We start from the raw sequence: 24293 nt of genomic DNA on the forward strand, positions 1-24293 counted from the left end.
TCAAAAATATACTGAAAGCTGAACCGGATTATCTGTTCTATACATAATAAAAAGACAGGAGACCTGACGTGACGCGCTATCCTCGTGACTTGCGCGGATACGGTGCTGCCGCACCTGACCCGCAGTGGCCCAATGGGGCCAAGGCCGCCGTGCAATTTGTTCTGAACTATGAAGAAGGCGGCGAGAATTGCATCCTGCATGGGGATGCGGCCTCTGAGGCGTTTCTTTCCGATATTCCCGGTGCCGCGCAATGGCCCGGCCAGCGCCATTGGAATATGGAGTCGATCTATGAATACGGCAGCCGCGCCGGGTTCTGGCGGCTGCACCGGCTGTTCACCGGCGCGGGCATTCCGCTGACCATCTATGGCGTTGCCACCGCCCTGGCCCGCAACCCTGAGCAGGTGCAGGCGATGAAGGACGCGGACTGGGAGATCGCCAGCCACGGCCTGAAATGGGTTGAGCACAAGGACATGGCTGACGATGAGGAACGCGCCGCGATTGCCGAAGCGGTGCGCCTGCACGCCGAGGTGACCGGCGAGCGCCCGCGCGGCTGGTACACCGGGCGCTGCAGCGCCAATACGGTGCGGCTGGTGGCCGAGGAGGGCGGGTTTGATTACATCTCCGACACCTACGACGACGACCTGCCTTATTGGCTGGAAACCGGCGGACGTGATCAGCTGATCATCCCCTACACGCTGGAAGCCAACGACATGCGGTTTGCCAATTCGCCGGGCTGGATCACGGGCGAGCATTTCTTCCAGTATCTGAAGGATGCGTTTGACGTGATCTATGCCGAGGGTGAAGCAGGTGCTGCGAAGATGATGACCATCGGCCTGCATTGCCGGCTGGTCGGGCGCCCGGGCAAGATTGCGGGGCTCAAGCGCTTCATTGAGTACATCCAGGGGTTCGAGGGCGTCTGGTGCCCGCGCCGCATCGACATTGCCGAGCATTGGGCAGAGACCCATCCGCCGGTAAAGCGCGAGCGCCCGAGCCGGATGGAGCGCGAGGATTTTGTCGCCAAGTTCGGTTCGATCTTCGAGCATTCGCCCTGGATTGCCGACCGCGCTTTTGACCTGGAGCTGGGACCGGCGCATGATTGCGCCGCCGGTGTCCACAACGCGCTGTGCCGCATCTTCCGCACCGCCAGCGAGGACGAGCGCCTGGGCGTGCTGACTGCGCACCCGGATCTGGCGGGCAAACTGGCCGCCGCGGGCCGTCTGACAGCGGAGAGCACCTCGGAACAGTCCAGTGCCGGCCTCGATATGCTGACGGACGAGGAGCGTGAATCCTTCACCCGGCTCAACACCGAGTATGTGGAGAAGCACGGCTTCCCCTTCATCATTGCGGTGCGCGACCACAACAAGGCGTCGATCATGGAGGCGTTCCACCGCCGTATCCACAATGACCGGGCGACCGAGTTTGAGGAGGCCTGCCGCCAGGTTGAGCGCATTGCCCAGTTCCGCCTGCAGGACCTGCTGCCGTGAGCGGGCGGCTGACAGCGAAGCCGCTGACTGCGGCGGCTTTTGCACCCTATGGCGACGTGATTGAGGTCTCGGGCGCGCCGGACAAGATGATCAATCAGGGCATGTGCGGGCGCCACCACGACCGCGCGGCCATGGATTTCGGCCCGGACGGCCGGGCGGGCATCAGCTTGTTCGACGCCAAGGCCCGCCATCTGCCGCACAAGGTGGATATGGTGGAGCGCCACCCCGAGGGCAGCCAGGCCTTTGTGCCGGTCAGCGGTGTGCCGATGCTGGTGGTGGTGGCAGATGATGACGGCGGCCAGCCGGTCAATCTGCAGGCTTTCATCAGCCAGCCGGGCCAGTCCATCAACCTGCACCGCGGCACCTGGCACGGGGTGCTCGCACCCCTTGGCGCGCCCGGCCAGTACATCGTTGTCGACCGGATCGGCACCTCGCCCAATCTCGAAGAACACTGGTTCAAGGAGCCTTTTACTGTGGTCGCTGACTGACCGCACACCTCGAAGCCGCCAGCAAAAAAACAAGAAGCGGCAAGACCCCCATGACCAACAGGAGAATCCCTTCATGGCTGACACTTCAATCGGGACGCCAGCGCAGCTGCGCGACCCCAATTATACGCCGCCCCTGCACAAGGCGGTGCCGCTGGGTATTCAGCATGTGCTGGCGATGTTCGTCTCAAACGTGACACCTGCCATCATCGTGGCGGGGGCCGCTGGTTTCGGTTTCGGCTCCAACTCGCCGGATTTCCCGGAACTGCTCTATCTGATCCAGATGTCGATGCTGTTTGCGGGCATCGCTACGCTTCTGCAGACCATAACTCTTGGGCCCATCGGATCGGCGCTTCCGATTGTGCAGGGGACTTCCTTTGCGTTCCTGCCGATCATGATCCCGCTGGTTGCGGGCAAGGGTGTAGACGGGCTGGCGGCCCTTTTCACCGGCGTCATTGTCGGCGGTATCTTCCATGGCCTGCTCGGCACGGTGATCGGCAAGATCCGCTTTGCCCTGCCACCTCTGGTCACCGGATTGGTGGTCACGATGATCGGACTGGCGCTGGTCAAGGTCGGCATCCAGTATGCCGCGGGCGGGGTTCCGGCCATCGGCACGCCGGAATACGGCTCGCTCCTGAACTGGTCAGCGGCGCTGGTGGTGATTATTGTCACCCTCGGCCTCAAGTTCTTTACCAAGGGCATGCTGTCGGTCTCTGCCGTGCTGCTGGGCCTGATCGTGGGCTACATCTATGCGCTGATGACCGGCATGCTGACCTTTGAGGCTGTCACCGGTTCCTGGTCGCAGGCCGCGGGTTTTGCCCTGCCGCAGCCGTTCAAATACGGCTTTGAATTCTCCGCCGCTGCCATAATCGGCTTCTGCCTGATGAGCTTTGTCTCTGCGGTGGAAACCGTCGGCGATGTCTCTGGTGTGACCAAGGGCGGCGCGGGCCGCGAGGCCACCGAGGAGGAGATCGCAGGTGCAACCTATGCCGATGGTGTGGGCACTGCCGTGGCGGGCTTTTTCGGCGCCTTCCCCAACACCTCCTTCAGTCAGAACGTCGGCCTGATCGCGATGACCGGAGTGATGAGCCGCCATGTAGTAACCTGCGGCGCCATTTTCCTGATCGTCTGCGGGCTGATCCCCAAGGTGGGCGCGGTGATCCGCACGGTGCCGATTGAGGTGATGGGCGGCGGCGTGATCGTGATGTTCGGGATGGTGGTTGCGGCCGGTGTGTCGATGCTGTCGGACGTGGATTGGAACCGCCGCAACATGGTGATCTTTGCAATCTCGCTGTCCATCGGCCTCGGCCTGCAGCTGGAACCCGGCGCGTTGCAGCATATGCCCGATACCGCGCGCATCCTGCTGACCAGCGGCCTGCTGCCGGCAGCGCTGATTGCCATCGTGCTGAACCTGGTGCTGCCGCAGGAACTGGCAGGTGAGGCCACCGAAGAAGTCTCAGGCGGGATGAGCGGCCACGGCAAGGGTTCACTGCCGCAGGAGGATCACGCCTGAAGCGCAGCGCGTCAGGTAAACTAAATCGAAGAACCGGTCCGTTGCGGGCCGGTTCTTTTCGTTACTCAGCCGGCCAGCCCGTGCAGCATTGCCAGTCCCGGCAGCCAGCCGGTGAAGATCCCGCACAAAAGCGTTGCTGAGGCAGTCAGCCGGGGGTTGCCGCGTTTGAGGGCAAGATTCAGGAAATACAGGAACCAGAGCCCGGACCAAGCGGCCCAGCAACCGGCCAGCCAGACGTCGAACAAACCGTCCGCTTGCGCCAGCACCCGCACCACCATGGGCGCTGCAGTCAGCGCGACAAAGCCGCTGAACCACCCCAGCCCTTCGCCGCTGGAGGCAAAGGTCCGGTTATAGGCGACCCACAGGTAGGTGGTACCGAACAGCAGTGTCATGCCCGCATCCAGCAGGTCCGCCGGCTGCCGCGCCGCCAGCGCGATCAGCAGCACGGTGGCGAAGAACACCAGTGCTGCAACAGCGTTGATCAGGATAATCTCGCGGTCCTCGATCCGGCCCATCTGCCAGAGGCCGTTCAGGCACAGCACCACGCCGACCACCAGCAGGCTCAATCCCAGAAACATTTGTTCAGTCCCTCAACGAAAAACAGGAGAGAGGTACACCTCTCTCCTGCCTCTCCGCTATGCGGATATTTGCAGAATGTGTTTCTGGCTAGGGCTTAGAAATCGACCTCGATGGCGATGCCTTTTTCGACAGAAACTTCCACCACAGAGGCCGCAACGGCCAGATCCTGCAGGCCGACGCCAGTGCCGTCGAACAGGGTGATCTGGCCGTCCGAGGTGCGGCCCGGGTTGGTGCCGTTGATCACTGCGCCAATCTGGGCCACATCGGATTCCTGGATCAGGCCCTGGGCCACCGCGTGCTGCGCCTCACCGATGGAGATGGATTGCGCCACCTCGTCGGTGAACACGTCCGCGGCGACCAGCAGTTGCGGATCTACCTCCTGCTTGCCCTTGGTGTCTGTGCCCATGCAGGCGATATGGGTGCCGGGGCTGACCTGATCCGCCTTCAGGATCGCATCGAAGGACGAGGTGATCGAGATAATCACATCCGCCTCGCGCATGCCGTCCAGTTCGACTGCTTCAAAGGGCAGACCCGCCTCATCCGCAACTTCCTGCAGGTTCGGCAGCATCTCCGGGTGCAGGTTCCAGCCGATCACCTTCTCGAAGCTGCGTTGCTCCAAGGCGGCCCGCAGCTGAAACTTCGCCTGATGGCCAGCGCCGATCATGCCGATCACCTTGGCGTCCTTACGGGCCAGATGCTTGATCGACACCGAAGACGCCGCGGCGGTGCGCAGTGCGGTCAGCAGGTTGCCGCCCACCATCGCCTTCACCTTGCCGGTGTCGGGGTCGAACAGGAAAACGGTAGACTGGTGGTTGATCAGCCCGCGTTTTTCCAGGTTGTTCGGCCAATAGCCGCCGGCCTTGAGGCCCAGGGTCAGGCCCGCGCGGTCAAAGCCGCCCTTGAAGCCGTAAAGCGCATCCTCGTGGCCGATTGCCTCGCGCACCACGGGGAAGTTGTAGGCATCGCCTGCGGCCATGGCGGCAAAGACCTTCTCGACCGCATCGAACGAGGCTTCGCGGGTCACCAGGTCCGCAATCGCCTTTTCCGGAACGATATACATGTCTGTTTCTCCTCAACAAAAAAGCCGGCGGAGGGCGGCATGCGCACCTCCGCCAGTTCGGGGATGGTTCGGTTAGTAGGCCTTGCCGCGGGCCGAGACGGGCCAGAGGGTTTCGACCTTGCCGTTCCGCACACCGACGTACCAGTCATGCACGTTGGCGGTCGGGTCGCAGTGGCCCGGCACCAGACGCAGCTTGTCGCCCACCTTCAGCGCGCCGTCAGGGTCGGACACCACACCGTGCTCGTCGGAGCATTTGATGTATTCCACATCGTCGCGGCCAAAGATGAAGGGCAGGCCGCTGTCGACCGATTGCGCCTTGAGGCCGGCGTCCACGATGGCCTTGTCGGCCTTGGCGTGGCTCATCACCTGGGTGTAAAGGAAGAAGGCATTTTCCCACTCGCCCTGATCGATCCGTTTGCCGTCCTTGTCCAGGATACGGCCGTAATCCGCGTCCATGAATGCGTAGGAGCCGCACTGCAGTTCGTTGTACACGCCAGAGTTCGATTCAAAGTAGTAGGAGCCGGTGCCGCCGCCGGAAACCAGCTCGCATTCAATGCCTTCCTTCTTCAGGCCTTCGACCGCATCGGCAACCTGCGCGATGGCGATGTCCAGCTTGGCCTTGCGGTCCTCGTAGCTGTCCATGTGCTGCATCGCGCCCTGATAGGCCTGGATGCCGGAAAACTTGAGGTTCTCTGATGCGTTCACCGCCTTGGCGATCTCGACAACCGCTTCGGTGGTGGTTACGCCGCAGCGGCCCGCGCCGCAATCAATCTCGACAAAAACTTCCAGTTCGGTGCCGTGCTTCTGGGCCGCCGCCGACAGGTCGCCCACGTTGTCCAGATCGTCAACGCAGACGATGGTGCGGGCGCCCAGCTTGGGCAGGCGGGCCAGACGGTCGATCTTCTGCGGGTCGCGCACCTGGTTGGACACCAGGATGTCCTTGATGCCGCCGCGGGCAAAGACTTCAGCCTCGGACACCTTCTGGCAGCAGACGCCGACGGCACCGCCCAAGGTCTCCTGCAGCTTGGCCACATCCACCGACTTGTGCATTTTGCCGTGCACCCGGTGGCGCATGCCGTGCGCCTTGGCATAGTCGCCCATCTTCTTGATGTTGCGCTCCAGCGCGTCCAGGTCGAGGACCAGCGCAGGGGTCTGGATGTCAGCCTCGTCCATGCCCGGGATCGCCGGGACGTCATAGCCGACTTCAAGCTCTTCGAATTTGGTCTGTGCGTTCATTTTGATATTCCCCAGTTTAGCTGTTCATCCAGGGCAGCTTGTCGAGGTCGACATTGCCGCCGGTGACGATCAGGCCCACGCGTTTGCCCGCGAAGGCGTCCTTGTTTTTCAGAATGGTGGCGAGCGGCACCGCGCTGGACGGCTCCATCACGATGCGCAAGTGCTTCCAGATCAGCTTCATCGCCTCGATGATCTCCACGTCGGACGCGGTGTAGATCTCGCTGACGTGGTTGCTGACGAAATGCCAGGTCAGATCCTTCAGCGGCACCAGCAGCCCGTCGGCGATGGTCTTGGGCGCATCATCAGCGATGATGTAACCTGCCTTGAAGCTGCGGTAGGCGTCGTCGGCCTGCTCCGGCTCCGCCGCGATCACCTGGGTTTCGGGCGCCAGCGTCGACAGCGTCAGGCAGGTGCCCGAGATCATGCCGCCGCCGCCGATGGGGGCCACAACCATGTCGAGGCCGTCGGTCTGCTCCACGAATTCCTTGGCGCAGGTGCCCTGCCCCGCAATCACGCGGTGGTCATTGTAGGGATGCACAAAGTCGCCGCCGGTCTCCGCCTGCACCTTGGCAAAGGTCTCTTCGCGCGAGCTGGTCGAGGGCTCGCATTCGGTGATCTTGCCGCCGTAGCGGCGCACGGTGTCCTTCTTGGCCTGCGGCGCGGTGCGCGGCATGACCACGTTGCACGGGATGCCGCGCAGCATCGCCGCATAAGACAGGCAGGAGGCATGGTTGCCGGAGGAATGCGTCGCCACGCCCTTATCGGCCTGCGCCTCATCCAGCCCGAAAACCGCGTTGCTGGCGCCGCGCACCTTGAAGGCGCCCGGCTCCTGGAAGTTCTCGCATTTGAAGAACAGCTCCGCCCCGGTCAGTTCATTCAGATAGGCTGAGGTGCGCACCGGCGTGCGGCGGATATGGGGCTGGATGCGCTCATGCGCAGCCAGCATGTCCTCATAGGTTGGGATATACATAGCGGTATCCTTCATCAGGCGGCGGCCTTGGCGCGACCGGCGGTGTTGCCGCGGTAGTAGTCCTGTGCCGCTGCCACGCCGGAACCCAGCTGGATGTCCAGGCCCAGGTCGGCCATCACCATTTCGGCGGTCGCAATGCCTGACAGCGCCATCACATCGGTCAGGCTGCCCAGGTGGCCGATGCGGAACACCTTGCCCGCGACCTCGCCCAGGCCGGTGCCAAAGGCGACGCCGTATTTCTCGGCTGCCAGGCTCACGAATTTATTGGCGTCAAACCCGTCCGGCGTGCGGATGGCGCTGACGCTGTCGGAATAGACATCCGGCGACACGGCGCACAGCTCCAGCCCCCAGGCGCGGACCGCAGCGCGGACGCCCTCGGCAATCCGGTGGTGGCGGGCAAAGACGTTCTCCAGCCCTTCATCCAGCAGCATACCACAAGCCATGTTCAGACCGTTCAGAAGGCCGACGGAGGGCGTGTAGGGATAGGCGCTGTTGGCATAGCCATTGGCCATGTCCTTGATGTCAAAGAAGGTCCGCGGCAGGGTCGCGGTCTCCGCCGCCTTCATCGCCTTGGGCGAGAAACCGACGATGGCCAGGCCCGGCGGCAGCATGAAACCCTTTTGCGAACCGGTGACGGCGATATCGACGCCCCATTCATCCATCCGGAAGTCCATCGAGGCGATGGAGGACACGCCATCGACAAACAGCAGCGCCGGGTGGCCTGCGGCGTCCAGCGCGCGGCGGACGGCGGCGATGTCGGACTTCACGCCGGTTGCGGTCTCGTTGTGGGTCGCCAGAACTGCCTTGATCTGGTGCGATGTGTCGGCGGTCAGGATTTCCTCGTAGCGGTCCGCCGGCAGGCCCTCCCCCCAGGGGGTCTCAACCACTTGAACGTCCAAGCCATGGCGCTGGCACATGTCGATCCAGCGGTGGCTGAACATGCCGTTGCGCGCGGCCAGAATCTTGTCGCCTGCGTTCAAGGTGTTGGTGATCGCGGTTTCCCAGCCGCCGGTGCCGGTCGACGGAAACACAAAGATCTCGGCGGTTTCGCTTTTCAGAACCTTTTTCACACCGGCCAGCGCCGGATGCAGGATCTGACCGAACAACGGCGAGCGGTGGTCCAGCGTCGGCATGTCCACCGCCTTGCGCAGTACTTCGGGCATATTGGTCGGACCGGGGATGAAAACCGGATTTTGAAAGCTCATGTCGTGCCCTCCTGTGGCGATTTCCTTCACTTTAAGGGGAAGCAGTCAGCAGGGGAACTTTTTTGAAAAAAGCTTTCAAAAATCAGCAAGACAGCGATTTTTTCATAATTTCAGATACTTTAGTTTTTTCACTGTACAGAAGTGATTTTCAGTTTTATCCATAAGCAGCTGCTTGAATTGCCAAGAAAGACCTGAAATTGTCTCAGACGCCGCGCCGCAAGGGCCGCCCCAAAAGCTTTGATTCCGCCAGCCAGCCGGCCACGATCCAGTCGCTTGACCGGGCGCTGGATGTGCTCGATGCGCTGGCCGGCGCCAGCGGTATGACGTTGACGGAACTCTCCACCGCGCTGGATCAGTCGGCGGCCACCATGTACCGGGTGCTGGCCACGCTGGAGGCGCGCCAGATTGTCGAGATGGAGCCGCTGTCGCAGACTTGGCACATCGGCGCGATGGCCTTCCGTCTCGGCTCTGCCTTCCTGCGCCGCTCCAGCGTGATAGAACGCGCCCGGCCGGTAATGCGGGAGTTGATGGAAGCGACGGGCGAGACTTCCAACCTCGGCATCGAACGGGGCGGCGACGTGATGTTCGTGAGCCAGGTGGAAACCCATGAATCGATCCGGGCCTTCTTCCCGCCCGGCACCACCTCACCGATGCATGCTTCCGGTATTGGCAAGGCGCTGCTCAGCTGTTTCGGCGAGGATCAGCTGGCCCGTTTCCTGCGCGGGCGCACGCTGGAGCGGTTCACGGAGAAAACCCTGACCTCCGCAGACGCTTTGCGCGCCGACCTTGTGCAAATCCGCAGCCGCGGCTGGTCATTCGACGATGAGGAAAAGGCGCCGGGCATGCGCTGCGTCGCGGCGCCGGTTTTCGGCATGCAGGGCGAAGTGCAGGCGGGGATTTCCATTTCCGGCCCCACCGCACGGATGCCCGACGGGGGCATCAATGGAATCGGCGCCCTGGTCAAGGACGCCGCGCAGAAACTGTCTTATGGATTGGGCGCGCCTGCAGCGGGGGACACCCCGCCCGGCTGACAGCCGGGCAGCGTCCGGGCACATATCAGGGCCGGGCGCTCCCCTGCCTCTCAGCGCAGCGGTGCCAGCGGCATGTGGCGGTTGACGTCCTTATAGAGCAGATAGCGGAACTTGCCCGGGCCGCCCGCATAGCAGGCCTGCGGGCAGAAGGCGCGCAGCCACATGTAATCGCCGGCCTCAACCTCGACCCAGTCCTGGTTCAGCCGGTAGACCGCCTTGCCCTCCAGCACATAAAGCCCGTGTTCCATCACATGGGTTTCGGCAAAGGGGATCACCGCGCCGGGTTCAAAGGTGACGATTGTCACATGCATGTCGTGGCGCAGGTCATTGGGGTCGACGAACCGGGTGGTTGCCCATTTGCCCTCGGTTCCCGGCATCGGGGTCGGATCGACGTGCTTGTCGCTGGTGACAAAAGCCTGCGGCGCGTCCAGTCCTGCAACCGGCTGATAGGCCTTGCGGATCCAGTGGAAACGCACCGGCGCATCGCCGTTGTTGCGCAGGCTCCAGCTGGCCTGCGGGGGCAGGAAGGCATAACCGCCCTCCTCTACCTCATGCGGGGTTCCGTCGATGGTCAGGGTCATGGCGCCCTGCACCACGAACAGCACTGCTTCGGTGCCTGGCTCAGTCTCCGGATGGTCGCTGCCGCCGCCGGGCTGCACCTCAGCGATATACTGCGAAAAGGTTTCGGCAAAGCCGGACAGGGGCCGTGACAGCACCCAGAACCGCGCCTTGTCCCAGAACGGCAGCAGGCTCGCCACGATATCGCTCATTGTGCCTTTGGGGATCACCGCATAGGCCTCGGTAAACATGGCGCGGTCGGTCAGCAGCTGGGTCTGCGGCGGCAGCCCGCCTTCGGGCGCATAGTAGGATCGATTGGTCATGGGCTGCCTTTCCTGCTGAAGTGCTGCCCCATTGATACCCGCCTGCCCGGCGCAATCGAACTTATTTCCGTATCAAGATTACCTGAAGGATTATTTCGGAAATTTTGAAGGCGGGCAGAACCTGTTTAGCCGCCGCCGATATCCTCCGGCGCGATGGAAACGGTTTTCACAATGGCAAAGCAGCCTGCCCCGGCTTCCAGCCCCAGCGCCTGCGCCGACCGGCGGGTCACACGCGCCAGCACCCGGCCCGCAGGTGTTTGCAGCGACACCATGGCCCCCGGGCCGCCGCCGGTGCGCAGGTGCTCTACCGTGCCTGGCAGGATATTGAGCGCCGACAGCCCTTCGGGGCGCTGGCGCGACAGGATCACCTCATGCGCCGAAATCCGCACCCGGACCAAGCTGCCGGGCGCTTTGGCGATCTGCGGCAGGAACAGCGGCACGCCGCCTGCATCCAGCTCCGTCAGCCCATCACTGTGATGCCGGGCAACCCGCGCCTGCAGCAATGCCCCAGCCGCACGGACGCCCGCGGGCAGGACTGCTGGATCGCCCAGAACCTCCGCCGCGGTGCCTTGCCGCAGCACCCTGCCGTCCTGCAGCACTACCACGGTGGTCGCCAGCCGCGCCACCTCCGCGGCGGAATGGCTGACGTAGAGCATCGGAATGCCGATCTCGTCGCGCAGCCGTTCGAAATAGGGCAGAATTTCCGCCTTGCGGGCCTCATCCAGCGCCGACAGCGGTTCATCCGCCAGGATCATCCGCGGCGCGGCCAGCAACGCCCGGCCAATGGCAACCCGCTGCTTTTCACCGCCTGACAGCCGCCCGGGACGCCGATGCAGCAGCGGGCCGATGCCCAACAGCTCCACCACCTGATCCAGGCTTTCGCGCTTTGCATGCCGCGGTGCGAACCACTGCCCGAAAGCCAGGTTCTGCCGTACCGTCAGATGCGGAAACAGCCGTCCTTCCTGAAAGACATAGCCCATGCGGCGCTTGTGCGGCGGCAGCCATTGCCCCCGGCTGGTGTCGCACAGCACCTCACCCTCCAGTGCCACCTGGCCCTGATCCGGCCGAAGCAGCCCGGCCACCGCTTGGATGACGGTCGTCTTGCCGGTGCCGGAGCGGCCAAACAGCACGGTGACGCCCGGCGGTGCCTCGAATTGCACGTCCAATCCGAACCCCGGCAGCGCGTGTTGCAGCGACACGGTCAGCATCAGCGCCCTTCCGCCCGGTCAGCCGCCCGGCGCGCCAGCAGTTCTGACAGCAGCAGAGCGGTCAGGGCGATTGCAATCGACACCAGCGTCAGCCGCAGTGCCGCGGTCTCCCCGCCGGGCACCTGCAGGAACGTATAGATCGCGGAGGGCAGCGTCTGGGTTTGCCCGGGGATGCTGGAGACAAAGGTGATGGTGGCGCCGAACTCGCCCATAGCCTTGGCAAAGCCCAGCACCGCACCGGCGATCAGCCCGGGCAGGATCATCGGCAGCGTGATCGTGGCAAAACACATCAGGCGGGAGGCGCCCAGTGTGGCGGCGGCCTGCTCCAGCTTGGGGTCCACAGCCTCCACCGAGAGGCGGATGGCCCGGACCATCAGCGGAAAGGCCATGATGGCCGCGGCCAGCGCCGCCCCGGTCCAGCGGAAGGCAAAGACGATGCCGATTTCTTGCAACGCCCCGCCAGCCGGCCCCTTGGTGCCGAATACCATCAGCAGCAGGTAGCCGGTCACCACCGGCGGCAGGATCAGCGGCAGGTGCACCAGGCTGTTCACGATCTGCTTGCCGGGAAACTGCCAGCGCGCCAGCGCGTATGCCACAAAGACCGCCAGCGGCAGCGACGCCAGGGTTGCCCAGATTGAGACACGCAGCGACAGCAGTACCGCCTGCCACTCCTCGGGTCCCAGCCATGCGGTCTCAGCATTCACTTCCCCGGCACTCCGAACCCGTGATTCAGGAATATGGTGCGGGCCTCCGGGCTGCTAAGAAACTCCAGAAAGGCGCGGGCCTCAGCAGCATCGCCGCCGGACACAGCGGCAGCGGGGTAGATCACCCGCGGATGGCTGTCCTCCGGGAAGGCCGCAATCACTGTGACGCCATCGCTCGCCCCGGCATCGGTGGCATAGACCACCCCCATCGGCGCCTCGCCGGAGGCGACCAGCGCCAGCGCCGCGCGCACATTGGCGGTTTGAGCCACTTTCGGTGCGACTGCCTGCCACTGTCCCAGCGCCGTCAGGGCAGCCCGGCCATAGATGCCCGCAGGCACCGCATCCACCAGCGCCATGGCAAGGCGGCCCTCGTCCAGCAGCCCGGCCAGATCGGCGGTTTCCGGATCCAGCGGAGGCACCCCGCGGCCATGCGCGACCAGCACCAGGCGGTTTGCCAGCAGGTCCAGGCGGGATGCGGCGTCGATCAGGCCCTCCTTCTGCAGGACATCCATCCAGCCGGGATTGGCTGAAATGAACACATCCGCCGGGGCGCCCAGCTGGATCTGCCGGGCCAGCGCGGGCGAGCCTGCATAGGAGAGCGTGACGTCCCTGCCGGAGACGGCTTCGTAGGATGCGGCAGCCTCGTCCAGTGCGGTCTTGGTGCTGGCAGCGGCAAACACGGTTATTCCGGCCGGGGCCTGAGACAGTGACTGGCCGGACAGGCCCAGAGTGAACGCCCCAGCGGCCAAAAGGCTCCGCCAGAAAACCGGCGAAGCCAATGAATTCACAAATGAAGCCAAGTTTGCGCTCATGTCCCCTAAGGGACTACCCCTGCCGGCCGGTGCGGGCAAACGGTATTTCTTGCGCGGCACTCAGGGGTTTGCTGTCCCGGACGCAGCACCAAGGACGCCGGCAGGTCAGAACAGATCGACGACGCCTGCACCTGCGGCCGCCGGGGCCGGGGCGGGTGCCGGACGTGCGGCGGCCCTCTGTTCCAACTCACCCAGCCTGCGGTCGTCTTTGACATGGGTCTGCTGCGCCGCGCCGGTACAGGGGTGGAAGCGGACCCGCCGCGCCGAAGTGCCGCCGACACTGGAGGAGATGCAGGGGATCCCCTCATCCCGCAGGAAACGCTGGACAAAGTCGGCATTGGCGGCCCCGATATCTGACAGGTTGGCTGACATTTTGGCGCCGCCGAACACCTTGGCTTTCAGGTTGGAACGGGCGGCGCCCTTCTTGAGAATGCCGTTGATCAGCAGTTCCATCGCGTGGATCCCGTAGCGGGCGTTGGCGGCACCGCCCTCGCGGGCGTTGGCCAGCAGAAAATGGTTCATTCCGCCCACACCATTTTCCGGGTCGTAAATGCAGGCGGCGATGCAAGAGCCCAGAACCGTGGAAAACATGGTCTTCTGATCCGTGCTCACCCGGTATTCCCCTTGCAGAACCGTTACGGATTTTGAGTTGGCGAAAACAGTTGTCAAAGTCAGGTTCCTTCCTGCAGTTCGGTCAGGCCTTGCTGGCCTGGAGTAGAGTGCTGGCCATGCGGGCCAGGGACACCTGTTGCTGGGCAGCGCCGATCTCCCAGGCCACCCGGGGCATGCCGTAGACAACCGAGGATTTCTCATCCTGGGCAAAAGTCGTGGCACCGGCCTTGCGCAGCTCCAGAAGACCGCGGGCACCGTCCTGGCCCATTCCGGTCAGGATGCTGGCAACAATGTTCTTTCCATGTGGCACGGCAGAGGTGAACAGAGCGTCAACAGAAGGCGTGTGACCGGAAATATCCGGGCCTTCTTTCATCCGCAGCCGCAGCGGCTTGCGGCTGGTCAGCCCCATGTGGCGGCGCTGCCCGGCCGCGATATAGACATACCCCGGTTCCAGGCTGGTGCCGTCTTCGGCGGCCCGGACCCGGGCCGGACAGATGCGGTCCAGGAGTGACACCAGGCCGCTGCCGAAGTTCTTGCCGGTATGCTGCACGATCAGGGTTGGCGGGCAGTCGAAGGGAAAGCCGACCAGCACGCTGCGCAGGGCCTCCACCCCGCCGGTGGAAGAGCCGATCAGGATCAGCTTCTTGTTGCTGCCTGCAGAGGCGGGCCGGGCCTGCGATGCGCTTGCCGCCGCCCCGGGGCTGCGGCGCGGCGCATTGATCATCATGTCGAAGTACTGGGCAAACTGACTGGGGTGATCGGACTTTGTCAGCTCGAAGATGCCGGCGCCAACATCCAGCAGCGGCGAGGATTTGCGGGCCGGTGTGGCGGCTTGGGTGTCCATGACAGAGACCCAGCGGGTATCCATGGCGGAGAAAAGCGCCATCATCATTTCGAATTCGGGCAGCTTGGTAAACCCGTCTTCCACAAAGGCAAAGACCGGCTGTGCAGCCTCTGCCTGATTGTAGGCCATCATCAGGTTGTTGGCCAACAGCACCTTCATGCCGGGATAGGCGGATTCCATGTAGCCTTGCAGTGTGCGGGCAAAGGTGCGGTCTGTTGTAATGATCAATAAGTTTCGCGAAGACAATGGGTTCCCCAGTCAAATTGCAGTGCCTTTGGGAAATGCGGGCACAGGTTGCCATAGTCTGAAGGCGCCGCAGATTCCGCCGCGGCGCCTCCGGTGAATATTCAGAAGTCCTGCCAGAGATCGCGTGCCGCGTTGCCGCTTGCGGCTGCGGCAGCGGGGGCCGGGCTTGCTTCGATCTGCCAGTCGTCCGCGCCATGCGCCGAGGGCGTCGGCTTGGCGGCCGGCTCAGGTGCTGCGGCCGGGACCGGGCGGGCGGATACGGTGCCGCCCGTGACTCGGAAATGCGCCACCAGCTCAGCCAGCTTGCCCGCGTCGGTGTTCAGCATGTGGCCGGCCGCGGTGGCCTCCTCGACCATTGCCGCGTTCTGCTGGGTCACCTGATCGAGCTGGGTGACGCCGGTGTTGATCTCGTTGAGGCCGGTGGACTGCTCTGCCGCGCCTTCGGCAATGCCGGAGACCAGCTGCGAGATATGGGTCACCTGCTCGACGATGCTCTGCAGCGCCTCGCCGGCCTTACCGACCAAGTCGACGCCGCGCTCCACTTGCTTGGAGCTGTCGGAAATCAGAGTCTTGATCTCCATCGCCGCATCCGAGGAGCGCTGCGCCAGGGCGCGCACTTCGCTCGCGACCACCGCAAATCCCTTGCCGGCCTCACCCGCCCGCGCCGCCTCGACGCCTGCGTTCAGTGCCAAGAGGTTGGTCTGAAAGGCAATGTCGTCGATCACGCTGATGATCTGGCTGATGTGGTTCGACGACTGCTCGATTTCGGTCATCGCCGCCACCGCGCTCTGCACCACCTGACGGTTGTTCTCCGCTTCGGTGCGGGCCTCCGCCATGGTGGACTCAACGCTGCGGGCGCCGTCGGCGGCGGATTTCACGCTCGCCGTCAGTTCATCCAGCGCCGCGGCGGTCTGTTCCAGCGTCGCGGCCTGGCTTTCAGTGCGGTGCGACAGATCGTCGGAGGCCTGGCTGATTTCGGCCGCACCGTTACGGATACTGCCGGAGGCCTCGATCACCTGTTGCACGGTGCCGCTAAGGTTGCTGACGGTGCTGTTGAAATTCTGCCGCAGCTGCTCGTATTCCGCCGGGAAGACAGAGGTGATCGGCTGCGAGAAATCGCCGTCCGCGAGCTGCACCAATCCGTTGCTCAGGCTTTCGACCACCTGCTGCTGCTGGCGCTGCATTTCGGCGCGCTCCTCCTCAGCAGCGCGGGCCAGCTTCAGGTCGTCCTGCATGGAGACCAGCGTCTTGCCGATCTTGCCGATCTCATCGCCGCGGCGGGCGGCCGCGATCTCGACGTCCAGCTCGCCGGAGGACACAGCCTCCATGTCGGTACAGATCTGGTCGATCGGCCTGGTCACCGAACGGGCAAACAGCCAGCCGAAGACCGACATGCCGCCGGCACAGATCACAGAGGCCAGAAGCAGCATATTGCGCTTTGCAACGGCCGGCGCTGTGAGTTCGGTCCAATCCTGTTCGGCAATGATCACCCAATTGCCGAATTCCAGCGGCAGCGGTTCCGAATAGGCCAGAACCTTTTGGCCGCTGAGGCCGGTTACCCCGTGATGAACATGGGCTTCGCCATCAAAGGCAGTTTGCACCTGCTGCGACTCCGGCAGCTGCGACAGCACTTCAAACCCGCCTTCGAACCGGGAGCCGGTCCGTGCCAGCATGTCTTCGCCTGCCAGGTAGACCTGGGTGGTTTCGCCCATGCCTTGCTCATTGTTGACGATGGTGCCCAGCAAATCCACCGGGATCTGCACCACCAGCACACCAACAGTAAGATTGGCGTCGTTCACAACAGGAGAGGCCGCAAAAGCCGCGGCCGCACCGCCGGAGGGCGCATAGGGTTGCATGTCGGCAAAGAACACTTCGCCGCGGCTGCCTTCCAGCGCGCTGCGGTAGACATCTGCCAGGCCGGACTCTTTGAACGGCCCGGTCATCACATTGGTTCCGAAGTCGTTTTCCTTGAAGACTGAGTAGACGATGTCGCCAGCCAGGTTGATCAGGAAGGCATCATAATAGCCCTTGCTCTCGATCAGGGTCTTGTAGGCCGGATGAAAGGTCTCGTGATGCATGTGATAGGGCGACTCGCCCTCGCCGCGCAGCAGCAGGTGCTTCTCTCCCAGCGGGTTCGGATTGTCGTCGATATACGCCTGGCGCAGGATCTGGCCCGGATTCCCGTCCAGATCATTCCAGGTCATGGTCAGCCATTCGATGGCGGTAGACGTGGACGGCACCGCGGATAGGGTCTGCACATCCGCCCGGATACCGGTCATCAGTGTCTGCACAGAATACTTCCGGTCCGCCACCATTGAGCGGAACTGGTCCTCTGCATTTTCTTCGGCACTGCGCTGGAAACTGATTGTGCTGATGGTGACGAGAATCGCCGTCACAAGCACACCGAATCCAACAACAAACAGCGGCAACTTGTGTGCCAGCTTGAGCGATTTGAACGCTTTCATTCCGTCCTCCTAAGAGCGATGCGGTCTAGGCCACCGCAAAAGTGATGCCAGTCAGCTTGCAGCGCATATGTTAATTTGCCGCTTACGCGGCGTGCGGCCTGGCCCCTTCCGGTGCAGAATTCTGCCGGAATCTGCCGCGGTCGGGCGTCACTTTCTGAAAGTCCGGTTAAAATGCATCCGCAGGCTGTGCACGGCACCGGAAAGACGCCTGCTGCTGCGCCGTCAGGTGATTCTGCCGGCCCGGAAACACTGCTAAAAATTGACGGTATTTCCGCAGAGGATTTGCTGCGGGCCTCCTTATGAATCCCTGTCTGTGCGTTCAGTTCGGCAATCAAATGTTAAGGCCCGCCGCCTAAGAATTGGCTCATCGAACTCGAATTGATCGCCGATAACGGGGGGTGCGAATCGCCGAAAATGACTACGGAAACGCAAAAGCACATCTTGAACCTGCCGAACGCCTTCGCGGAGCTGGATCCGCTGATCGCCTTCCTGCAAGGCGCCCGCGCCCAGGCAGTTGAAGTTGACTGCCGCGGCGTTGCGCTGATGCCGTCGCGCTGCCTGCAGCTCCTGCTCAGCGCAGAGCAGCAGTGGCGGTCCGAGGGGGTAGGCTTCTCAGTCACCAATATCACCGAAACCTGCCGCAAGTCCCTGACGCTTCTGGGGCTGGAGCCCAACCGTTTTGAAGACGAGGAAACAGCATGAAGACCAAAGTTCTGGCAATCGACGATTCCCGCACAATCAGGAATCTGCTGGCCGCAACCCTGGAAGAAGCCGGTTTTGAATACCACTGCGCGGTTGACGGCCGCGAGGGCGTGGACATGTACCCGGACGTGGCGCCGGACGTGGTGATCACCGACATCAACATGCCCAATCTCGACGGCTTTGGCGTGATTGAGGAACTGCGCGGCAACGGCATCAACTCCAAAGTGCCGATCCTGGTGCTGACCACCGAAAGCGCACCGGAGCTGAAGGCCCGGGCCCGCGGCGCCGGCGCCACCGGCTGGATCACCAAACCGTTTGACGACGCGTCGCTGATCTTTGCCCTCAAGCGCGTAACCGGAGCCGCGGCCTAAGATGTCGGGGTCGATTCAGGATACCTTCTTTGAGGAGTGCGAAGAGCTCCTTGAAGCAACGGATGAGGGGCTGACCGCCATCGAAGGAGGCGATCAGGACCCTGAGGTAGTCAACGCAATCTTCCGGGCCGTGCACTCGATCAAGGGCGGCGCCGGAGCCTTTGGCCTCGATGATCTGGTGGCTTTTGCCCACCGGTTCGAGACCGTGTTTGACGAGGTGCGCTCAAACCGGCTGGATCTGGATGAGAAGCTGGTTCAGCTCTTGCTGCGCGCCAGCGATCATCTGTCCGCGCTGGTCGAAGCCGCCCGCGACGGCGGCCAGATCGACGAGGCGCATCACGACACCCTGCTGGCGGCGCTGGATGAATACACCCCCGAAGAAGAGGAAGACCTCACCTTCGAGCCGATGGGTCTTGGCGGCCCGGCACCCATGATGGATCTCGGCGATATCGGCACTGCCCCGGCAGAACCGCAGGAAGAGACCTACCGGATCCGCTTTCAGCCGCTGAAGGAAATGTACGGTACCGGAAACGAGCCGTTCTTCCTGTTCCAGGCGCTCAAGGACATGGGGGAGCTGACCGTCCAGCTGGACGAGAACGAGCTGCCCGGCTTTGACACGATGGACACCAGCGAAAGCTATCTGGCCTGGAACTTGGTGCTGGTCACCAAGGAGCAGCGCTCGGTGGTCGAAGCCGTGTTTGAATTCGTCGAAGGCCTGTGCGAGCTGTCGATTGATGGCGACGGGGATTCCGAGGCGGAAGCCAATGCGCTGGCAGCGCTTGATGCGATGTTTGCCGCTCCGCCCGCCGCTGAGGCAGCAGGCGAGGATACCGAGGATACCCCTGCCGCCCCTTTTGAACCGCCGGTCCCCGCACCTGAACCCGAAGCCAAGCCGGCAGCAGCCGGGGAAAAGGCATCGGCCCCGAAAGCCGAGAGCGGCAAACAGGAGCAGCGCGGCGGTCCCAAGCCCACTCTCCGCGTCGAGCTTGAGCGGGTGGACCGGCTGATCAACGCTGTCGGGGAGCTTATCATCAACCATTCGATGCTGGCCCAGCAGATTGCCAATCTCAACGTGCCCGATACAAGGGACGTGGAGACCGAGCTGGAAGGCTTCAAAAACCTGGCACGCGACATTCAGGAAGGCGTCATGGCCATCCGGGCGCAGCCGGTGAAGCCGCTGTTCCAGCGCATGGCGCGGATCGTCCGTGAGGCCTCTGCCGCGACCGGCAAGACTTGCAAGCTGGTCAACGAAGGCGAAAACACCGAGGTCGACAAAACGGTGATCGAACGGCTGTCCGACCCGCTGACGCATATTCTGCGCAACGCGGTCGACCACGGCGTCGAAAAGCCCGATGACCGCGAAGCCGCGGGCAAGTCAAAAACCGGTGAAATCCGGCTGTCGGCATCGCACCGCTCCGGAAGTGTTTGCATCGAGATCAAGGACGATGGCGCCGGCGTGAACCGCCCGCGGGTCAAACAGATCGCCATCGAAAAAGGGCTGATCCCGGAAAACGCCGAACTGACGGACAGCGAGATCGACAACCTTCTGTTTGCGCCAGGCTTCTCGACGGCCAAGGAGATCTCCAACCTGTCCGGCCGCGGTGTCGGCATGGATGTGGTCAAAAACGCCGTGACCGGTCTTGGCGGGCGGATCAACATCTCGTCGACACCCGGCAAAGGCTCAACCTTTACCATTATCCTGCCGCTGACCCTGGCAGTGATGGACGGCATGGTGGTGTCAGTGGCTGATCAGACCATGGTGGTGCCGATCACCTCGATCGTGGAAACCATGCGCGGCAGCGATGACATGATCAACAGCCTGGGCGCCGATGGCACCCTGCTGTCGATCCGCGGCAACTTCGTGCCGATCTGCGATGTCGCGGGTGCCCTGGGCCTGTACCGCGAAAGCGATCGGCAGGCCGGTGTTTACCTGCTGGTGGAAACCGAAACCGGCCAGCGCTGCGCGCTGGCAGTCGATGACATCCACGATCAGCGCCAGGTGGTGATCAAGAGCCTGGACGGCGTGTGCGGGGAAATCCCCGGCGTCGCCGCGGCAACCATCCTGGGTGACGGCAAAATCGCCATGATCCTGGATCCAGAAAGCATCATTGCGGCCTCGCCCACAGCGGCCGCCTTTGACCCCGAGCGGAGAATAAGCAATGCAAGCTGAAGTGAAGCAAACCGATCAGGAAGTGAAACACGCCGAGCACAGCGAGTTTGTCAGCTTCACGGTGGCCGGGCAGGCCTTCTGCCTGAAGATCACCCAGATCCGGGAGATCCGGCGCTGGTCGCCGGTGACCATCCTGCCGCATGCCCCGGCCGATGTGCTGGGGGTGATGAACCTGCGCGGCGCGGTGATCCCGATTTACGATCTCTCCGCTCGCTTCGGCCTGCAGCAGACCGAGGCCAGCGAACGCAACGTGGTCATTGTTGTTTCGGTGCACGGAAAACCGGTCGGGCTGCTGGCCGAGTCGGTCTCCGAGATCATTTCGATCAACCCGGACGACATCCAGGACACCCCGCCGGTGGATAGCCGCAACACGATGGAGTACATCCAGGGCATCATCTCGCATGATGACACTATGGTGCGCATCATCAATCTTGATGCGGTGATCTCGGCTCCGGAGCAGGTGATGCCGTGAGCGCAGAAGGAACCATCACTACCCAGGCGGACAGCTTCACGCTCAGCGACCAGGAATTCGAAGCCATTGCGCAGTTTGCGCACAAGAACTTCGGCCTGGCGATGGCAAAAAGCAAGAAACCGCTGGTGTCATCGCGCCTGGCCCGCAAGCTGCGCCAGCGCAACATCACCAATTTCAAGGATTACCTTGCCAGCCTGGACGGCCCCAATGCCGACCAGGAGCGCAGCGGACTGTTGTCGCTGCTGACCACCAATGTGACCCATTTCTTCCGGGAACCGCATCACTTCGAAACCCTGCGCAACGACGTGCTGCCGCCGCTGGTGGAACAGGCCCGGCGCGGCGGCCGGGTGCGGCTGTGGTCGGCCGGCTGTTCCAACGGGCAGGAGCCCTATTCGATTGCCATGACGCTGCTGGATGTGTGTCCGGAGGCGGCCAATCTGGATATCAAGATTCTGGGTACGGATATCGATCCGGTGGTGGTGCGCCATGGCCAGGCAGCCAAGTATCCTGAGGATGAGCTGGCCCAGATCGATGCCAAGTACAGCAAACTTGTGCCGAAACGCGATCCGGACGGGCGGCTGCCGGAGAGCCTGCGCAAGCTGATCACCTTTGGAGTGCTGAACCTGATCGAACCCTTCCCGTTCCGGGGCAAGTTCGATGCGATTTTCTGCCGGAATGTTGCGATCTATTTCGACAACCCGACCCAGCAGAAAGTCTGGAGCGCCTTCCAGAATGCCCTGAACCCGGGCGGCACCCTCTTCATAGGTCATTCCGAGCGCATGTCTGGCCCGGCTGCGCAGCACCTGAAGACGGCCGGGATCACCACTTATGTCAACTCACCCGCTGGCAGGTAACCCTGTCCACGGCTGCAAGCAGAGCAGAAGGAAACAAAAATGAGCTTGAAAGACTCTCTTCGCGTCATGGTTGTCGATGACATGTCGACAAGCCGGGGGATCATCACACAAAGCCTGGATGAGATCGGCATCAAAAACTATATGGTCGAAAACTCCGGCCAGGGCGCTTATCAGAAACTGACCCAAACTCCAGTTCACCTGGTGCTTTCGGACTATAATATGCCGGGCATGGACGGGCTGGGCCTGTTGAAGGCGCTGCGGAGCCACCAAGTGACCCAGCGGGTCGGTTTCATCCTGGTCACCGGCAAGCCGACACCGGAAATCATCCAGGTCGGCAAGCAGATCGGCCTGAACAACATCGTCCGCAAGCCGTTCACGGTGGCAACCATGAAGCAGGCCATCGAACAGGTCGTCGGGCGGCTCTGATCATGGAACGTCCCGACAAAGCCCTGGGCGAATTGTGCGCCGCTTCGGCGTGGGAAATGGAGCAGCTGCGCAGCCAGATGCAAGCGCTGGAGGATGTCGTCCTGGATGTGCTGGAACGGGGCACCGCGCCGACCAGCCAGGAGCTGCGCTCGCTGCAGGACTTCGATCTGGTGATCCAGACCCTGTCCGGGCTCTCCGGGTTCTACCGGCGGGTTCAGGCCCAGGTCGATGAGGCCGGGCCTGCGGATCTGCCTACCGCTGCGGCGGGGGTGACCCTGGAAAAGCTGCGCGACCGGCTGCGCTCGGCCGGCAGCATGGCCGATACCTGATACCTTATGGCCCTGCCCCGGAAACGGGGCAGGGCTGTCTGCACCGCGGTCCGCGGCGAATTTCCTTTTTCTTTGACGCGGCGGCAGTTTACATTGGGGCTAGCAGAAACTGCCATCCCGGGTGCCCGCATGTCTTTTCTTTTCAAACCCTTGATTTTCGCTGCCTGCCTGCTGCTTGCCGCAGGGGCGCAGGCGGCCAGCGACCGCATTGCTTTGGTTATCGGAGTGGCGGAATACCAGCACCTTCCGCCATTGGAGAACACCCGCAACGATGCTGTCGCCATGGCGGACACGCTGGAGGGGATCGGCTTTGACGTCAGCCTGGCACTGGATCCGGGCACCTCTGAAATGGAGCAGCTGCTGGATGATTTTGCCTTCCGGTCCGAGGTCGCCGACCTGGCGCTGGTCTATTTCGCCGGCCACGGGATTGAAGTGCAGGGTGAGAATTTCCTGATCCCCGCCGACGCCAAGGTGACCAGCAACCGCGATGTGCAGCGCCAGTCGCTGTCGCTGAAACAGCTGCTGGAAGCGGTCGACCGGGCCCGCAAGATGCGGATCGTGATCCTCGACAGCTGCCGCGACAACCCGCTGGGCGATTCCATCGCTGTCAATCAAAGCAGCAGCCAGACAGAAGAAACCGCGCAGACCACCCGCGGCGGCGGCGGCATGGCACCGGCCGACCCGGACCGCGGCACCCTGGTGGCCTTTGCTGCCAAAGACGGCCAGGTGGCGCTGGACGGCAGCGGCAGCAATTCGCCCTATGCCACCGCGCTGATGGAAAAAATGGTGCAGCCGGGGCTGGAAATCAGCCTGATGTTCCGCCAGGTGCGGGATAAGGTGCTGCAGAGCACCGCCAACCTGCAGGAGCCGCATACCTACGGTTCTCTGACCGGCGTGCCTTTTTATCTGGCCGGGCCGGGTGAAAATGACGCCCCGGTGGCCATTGCCGATGCCTCTGCTGCCTGGGCGGCGCTGAAACCGGACCAGGAGGAACAGCTGCTGGCGCTGGCTGAGCTTGGCGACACCCGTTCGATGCTGGGCCTCGCCTATATCCGCCTGAACCCGAATGAGGGACGGTTTGACCCCAAGGCAGCGGTGGCTTTCCTGCAGCGTGCCGCCGATGCGGGCTCTCCCGAGGCGCAGTTTGAGCTGGCCAAACTGTACGAGCGGGGCACCGGGCTCGAGGCCGACCCGGCCAAGGCGCTGGAGCTTTACCAGGCTGCCGCGGCGCAGGACTTTGCCGATGCAATCAATGATCTCGGCTTCCTGCACTACCAGGGCGGGCTGGGCCTGCCGGCCAATCCGAAGAAGGCCCTGACTTTCTTTGAGCGGGCTGCCGACCTGCGTCATCCGCAGGCACAGTTCAACTTTGCGGCACTGATTGACGATGGGCTGATTCCATCGAAAGGCCCTGAGGATTCAGCGCATTACCTCTATGCTGCACTGCGCAGCGGAAGCTCCGACGTCTTGAACCTGCTCAGCGAGCGGCCGAAGATGTTCACTGCCGCAACCCGGCGCGCCCTGCAGCAGCAGCTGAAGGAAAACAACTTTTATACCGGCTCGATTGACGGCGACTTCGGCCCGGGCACCCAGCGCGGGATCCGCCAAGCCTATGGACTCGAAAGCTGACAATT

The 24293-nt window shown here is 63.0% G+C and carries 24 protein-coding genes; 12 read left to right on the top strand and 12 right to left on the bottom strand.

The window, feature by feature from the left end:
- The first annotated feature begins 68 nt into the window (after positions 1 to 68).
- From puuE to AC5STB_RS20945, 3 genes are all read left to right on the top strand, one after another.
- A complete protein-coding gene (gene puuE / locus AC5STB_RS20935; protein WP_495444798.1) occupies positions 69 to 1484 on the top strand; it encodes an allantoinase PuuE in 1416 nt (471 codons plus the stop codon).
- Positions 1481 to 1972, top strand: a complete 492-nt coding sequence (locus AC5STB_RS20940) for an ureidoglycolate lyase (RefSeq protein WP_495444799.1) — start codon at positions 1481 to 1483, stop codon at positions 1970 to 1972. The genes puuE and AC5STB_RS20940 overlap by 4 nt, the downstream gene beginning before the upstream one ends.
- Positions 1973 to 2045: 73 nt before the next feature.
- Positions 2046 to 3482, top strand: coding sequence for a nucleobase:cation symporter-2 family protein (locus AC5STB_RS20945; protein WP_495444800.1), 1437 nt, complete (start codon positions 2046 to 2048; stop codon positions 3480 to 3482).
- A gap of 65 nt (positions 3483 to 3547) precedes the next feature.
- Here the strand turns inward: AC5STB_RS20945 and AC5STB_RS20950 are convergent, their stop codons facing one another.
- From AC5STB_RS20950 to bhcA, 5 genes are all read right to left on the bottom strand, one after another.
- The gene (locus tag AC5STB_RS20950; RefSeq protein WP_495444801.1) at positions 3548 to 4060 is read right to left on the bottom strand and encodes an AmiS/UreI family transporter; all 513 of its coding nucleotides are present in this window, start codon (positions 4058 to 4060) and stop codon (positions 3548 to 3550) included.
- 95 nt (positions 4061 to 4155) lie between these two features.
- Positions 4156 to 5121 (bottom strand): iminosuccinate reductase BhcD, encoded by a 966-nt coding sequence (bhcD, locus tag AC5STB_RS20955; RefSeq protein WP_495444802.1) that lies wholly within the window; start codon positions 5119 to 5121, stop codon positions 4156 to 4158.
- A 72-nt stretch (positions 5122 to 5193) separates the two neighbouring features.
- Positions 5194 to 6357: a 3-hydroxy-D-aspartate aldolase BhcC gene (bhcC, locus tag AC5STB_RS20960; protein ID WP_495444803.1), complete on the bottom strand. Its 1164-nt coding sequence runs from the start codon at positions 6355 to 6357 to the stop codon at positions 5194 to 5196.
- Between the two features lie 16 nt (positions 6358 to 6373).
- Positions 6374 to 7342 (bottom strand): beta-hydroxyaspartate dehydratase BhcB, encoded by a 969-nt coding sequence (gene bhcB / locus AC5STB_RS20965; protein ID WP_495444804.1) that lies wholly within the window; start codon positions 7340 to 7342, stop codon positions 6374 to 6376.
- Positions 7342 to 8532 carry an L-aspartate--glyoxylate aminotransferase BhcA gene (gene bhcA, locus AC5STB_RS20970; protein ID WP_495444805.1) on the bottom strand — a complete coding sequence of 397 codons (1191 nt, stop codon included), beginning with the start codon at positions 8530 to 8532 and terminating at the stop codon, positions 7342 to 7344. Before bhcA ends, bhcB begins: the two co-directional genes overlap by 1 nt.
- A gap of 197 nt (positions 8533 to 8729) precedes the next feature.
- Between bhcA and bhcR the strand changes: the two genes are divergently transcribed.
- Entirely contained in the window at positions 8730 to 9563 is an 834-nt protein-coding gene (gene bhcR, locus AC5STB_RS20975; RefSeq protein WP_495444806.1) for an HTH-type transcriptional regulator BhcR, read from the top strand.
- Between the two features lie 50 nt (positions 9564 to 9613).
- On the opposite strand, the gene AC5STB_RS20980 is transcribed toward bhcR, so the two are convergent.
- From AC5STB_RS20980 to AC5STB_RS21010, 7 genes are all read right to left on the bottom strand, one after another.
- Complete coding sequence (locus AC5STB_RS20980) at positions 9614 to 10444, bottom strand: bifunctional allantoicase/(S)-ureidoglycine aminohydrolase (protein WP_495444807.1); 831 nt, start codon at positions 10442 to 10444, stop codon at positions 9614 to 9616.
- A gap of 125 nt (positions 10445 to 10569) precedes the next feature.
- Entirely contained in the window at positions 10570 to 11652 is a 1083-nt protein-coding gene (gene modC / locus AC5STB_RS20985) for a molybdenum ABC transporter ATP-binding protein (protein WP_495444808.1), read from the bottom strand.
- Positions 11652 to 12356 (bottom strand): molybdate ABC transporter permease subunit, encoded by a 705-nt coding sequence (modB, locus tag AC5STB_RS20990; RefSeq protein WP_495444809.1) that lies wholly within the window; start codon positions 12354 to 12356, stop codon positions 11652 to 11654. Before modB ends, modC begins: the two co-directional genes overlap by 1 nt.
- Positions 12353 to 13168, bottom strand: coding sequence for a molybdate ABC transporter substrate-binding protein (gene modA / locus AC5STB_RS20995; protein ID WP_495444810.1), 816 nt, complete (start codon positions 13166 to 13168; stop codon positions 12353 to 12355). Before modA ends, modB begins: the two co-directional genes overlap by 4 nt.
- 105 nt (positions 13169 to 13273) lie before the next feature.
- Positions 13274 to 13837, bottom strand: a complete 564-nt coding sequence (locus AC5STB_RS21000) for a chemotaxis protein CheD (protein ID WP_495444811.1) — start codon at positions 13835 to 13837, stop codon at positions 13274 to 13276.
- A 25-nt stretch (positions 13838 to 13862) separates the two neighbouring features.
- Complete coding sequence (locus AC5STB_RS21005; RefSeq protein ID WP_495444862.1) at positions 13863 to 14804, bottom strand: CheB methylesterase domain-containing protein; 942 nt, start codon at positions 14802 to 14804, stop codon at positions 13863 to 13865.
- Between the two features lie 167 nt (positions 14805 to 14971).
- Complete coding sequence (locus AC5STB_RS21010; protein WP_495444812.1) at positions 14972 to 17335, bottom strand: methyl-accepting chemotaxis protein; 2364 nt, start codon at positions 17333 to 17335, stop codon at positions 14972 to 14974.
- A gap of 414 nt (positions 17336 to 17749) precedes the next feature.
- On the opposite strand from AC5STB_RS21010, the gene AC5STB_RS21015 reads away from it, so the two are divergent.
- The 8 genes from AC5STB_RS21015 (at position 17750) to AC5STB_RS21050 (ending at position 24288) form a co-directional block, all read left to right on the top strand.
- A complete protein-coding gene (locus AC5STB_RS21015) occupies positions 17750 to 18037 on the top strand; it encodes an STAS domain-containing protein (RefSeq protein WP_495444813.1) in 288 nt (95 codons plus the stop codon).
- Positions 18034 to 18408: a response regulator gene (locus AC5STB_RS21020; protein WP_495444814.1), complete on the top strand. Its 375-nt coding sequence runs from the start codon at positions 18034 to 18036 to the stop codon at positions 18406 to 18408. The genes AC5STB_RS21015 and AC5STB_RS21020 overlap by 4 nt, the downstream gene beginning before the upstream one ends.
- Before the next feature lies 1 nt (position 18409).
- The gene (locus tag AC5STB_RS21025) at positions 18410 to 20578 is read left to right on the top strand and encodes a chemotaxis protein CheA (protein WP_495444815.1); all 2169 of its coding nucleotides are present in this window, start codon (positions 18410 to 18412) and stop codon (positions 20576 to 20578) included.
- Positions 20568 to 21050, top strand: a complete 483-nt coding sequence (locus AC5STB_RS21030) for a chemotaxis protein CheW (RefSeq protein ID WP_019297432.1) — start codon at positions 20568 to 20570, stop codon at positions 21048 to 21050. Before AC5STB_RS21025 ends, AC5STB_RS21030 begins: the two co-directional genes overlap by 11 nt.
- Entirely contained in the window at positions 21047 to 21904 is an 858-nt protein-coding gene (locus tag AC5STB_RS21035; protein ID WP_495444816.1) for a CheR family methyltransferase, read from the top strand. The genes AC5STB_RS21030 and AC5STB_RS21035 overlap by 4 nt, the downstream gene beginning before the upstream one ends.
- A gap of 39 nt (positions 21905 to 21943) precedes the next feature.
- Positions 21944 to 22330: a response regulator gene (locus AC5STB_RS21040; protein ID WP_039152568.1), complete on the top strand. Its 387-nt coding sequence runs from the start codon at positions 21944 to 21946 to the stop codon at positions 22328 to 22330.
- Between the two features lie 2 nt (positions 22331 to 22332).
- On the top strand, positions 22333 to 22659 hold the full coding sequence (locus tag AC5STB_RS21045) for a DUF8776 family protein (RefSeq protein WP_495444817.1): 327 nt from the start codon (positions 22333 to 22335) through the stop codon (positions 22657 to 22659).
- A 129-nt stretch (positions 22660 to 22788) separates the two neighbouring features.
- The gene (locus AC5STB_RS21050; RefSeq protein WP_495444818.1) at positions 22789 to 24288 is read left to right on the top strand and encodes a caspase family protein; all 1500 of its coding nucleotides are present in this window, start codon (positions 22789 to 22791) and stop codon (positions 24286 to 24288) included.
- The last annotated feature ends 5 nt before the right edge of the window (positions 24289 to 24293 follow it).

This window comes from Leisingera sp. CC-HEC093 (genome assembly GCF_059429195.1).

What these genes read in the sequence shown, in the direction of transcription:
- AC5STB_RS20945 (WP_495444800.1), top strand. Translation starts at nt 2,046, where the DNA reads ATGGCTGACACTTCAATCGGGACGCCAGCGCAGCTGCGCGACCCCAAT.
- AC5STB_RS20950 (WP_495444801.1), bottom strand. Translation starts at nt 4,060, where the DNA reads ATGTTTCTGGGATTGAGCCTGCTGGTGGTCGGCGTGGTGCTGTGCCTG.
- bhcD (WP_495444802.1), bottom strand. Translation starts at nt 5,121, where the DNA reads ATGTATATCGTTCCGGAAAAGGCGATTGCGGACCTGGTGACCCGCGAA.
- bhcC (WP_495444803.1), bottom strand. Translation starts at nt 6,357, where the DNA reads ATGAACGCACAGACCAAATTCGAAGAGCTTGAAGTCGGCTATGACGTC.
- bhcB (WP_495444804.1), bottom strand. Translation starts at nt 7,342, where the DNA reads ATGAAGGATACCGCTATGTATATCCCAACCTATGAGGACATGCTGGCT.
- bhcA (WP_495444805.1), bottom strand. Translation starts at nt 8,532, where the DNA reads ATGAGCTTTCAAAATCCGGTTTTCATCCCCGGTCCGACCAATATGCCC.
- AC5STB_RS20980 (WP_495444807.1), bottom strand. Translation starts at nt 10,444, where the DNA reads ATGACCAATCGATCCTACTATGCGCCCGAAGGCGGGCTGCCGCCGCAG.
- modC (WP_495444808.1), bottom strand. Translation starts at nt 11,652, where the DNA reads ATGCTGACCGTGTCGCTGCAACACGCGCTGCCGGGGTTCGGATTGGAC.
- modA (WP_495444810.1), bottom strand. Translation starts at nt 13,168, where the DNA reads ATGAGCGCAAACTTGGCTTCATTTGTGAATTCATTGGCTTCGCCGGTT.
- AC5STB_RS21005 (WP_495444862.1), bottom strand. Translation starts at nt 14,804, where the DNA reads ATGGAATCCGCCTATCCCGGCATGAAGGTGCTGTTGGCCAACAACCTG.
- AC5STB_RS21010 (WP_495444812.1), bottom strand. Translation starts at nt 17,335, where the DNA reads ATGAAAGCGTTCAAATCGCTCAAGCTGGCACACAAGTTGCCGCTGTTT.
- AC5STB_RS21015 (WP_495444813.1), top strand. Translation starts at nt 17,750, where the DNA reads ATGACTACGGAAACGCAAAAGCACATCTTGAACCTGCCGAACGCCTTC.
- AC5STB_RS21020 (WP_495444814.1), top strand. Translation starts at nt 18,034, where the DNA reads ATGAAGACCAAAGTTCTGGCAATCGACGATTCCCGCACAATCAGGAAT.
- AC5STB_RS21025 (WP_495444815.1), top strand. Translation starts at nt 18,410, where the DNA reads ATGTCGGGGTCGATTCAGGATACCTTCTTTGAGGAGTGCGAAGAGCTC.
- AC5STB_RS21030 (WP_019297432.1), top strand. Translation starts at nt 20,568, where the DNA reads ATGCAAGCTGAAGTGAAGCAAACCGATCAGGAAGTGAAACACGCCGAG.
- AC5STB_RS21040 (WP_039152568.1), top strand. Translation starts at nt 21,944, where the DNA reads ATGAGCTTGAAAGACTCTCTTCGCGTCATGGTTGTCGATGACATGTCG.
- AC5STB_RS21045 (WP_495444817.1), top strand. Translation starts at nt 22,333, where the DNA reads ATGGAACGTCCCGACAAAGCCCTGGGCGAATTGTGCGCCGCTTCGGCG.
- AC5STB_RS21050 (WP_495444818.1), top strand. Translation starts at nt 22,789, where the DNA reads ATGTCTTTTCTTTTCAAACCCTTGATTTTCGCTGCCTGCCTGCTGCTT.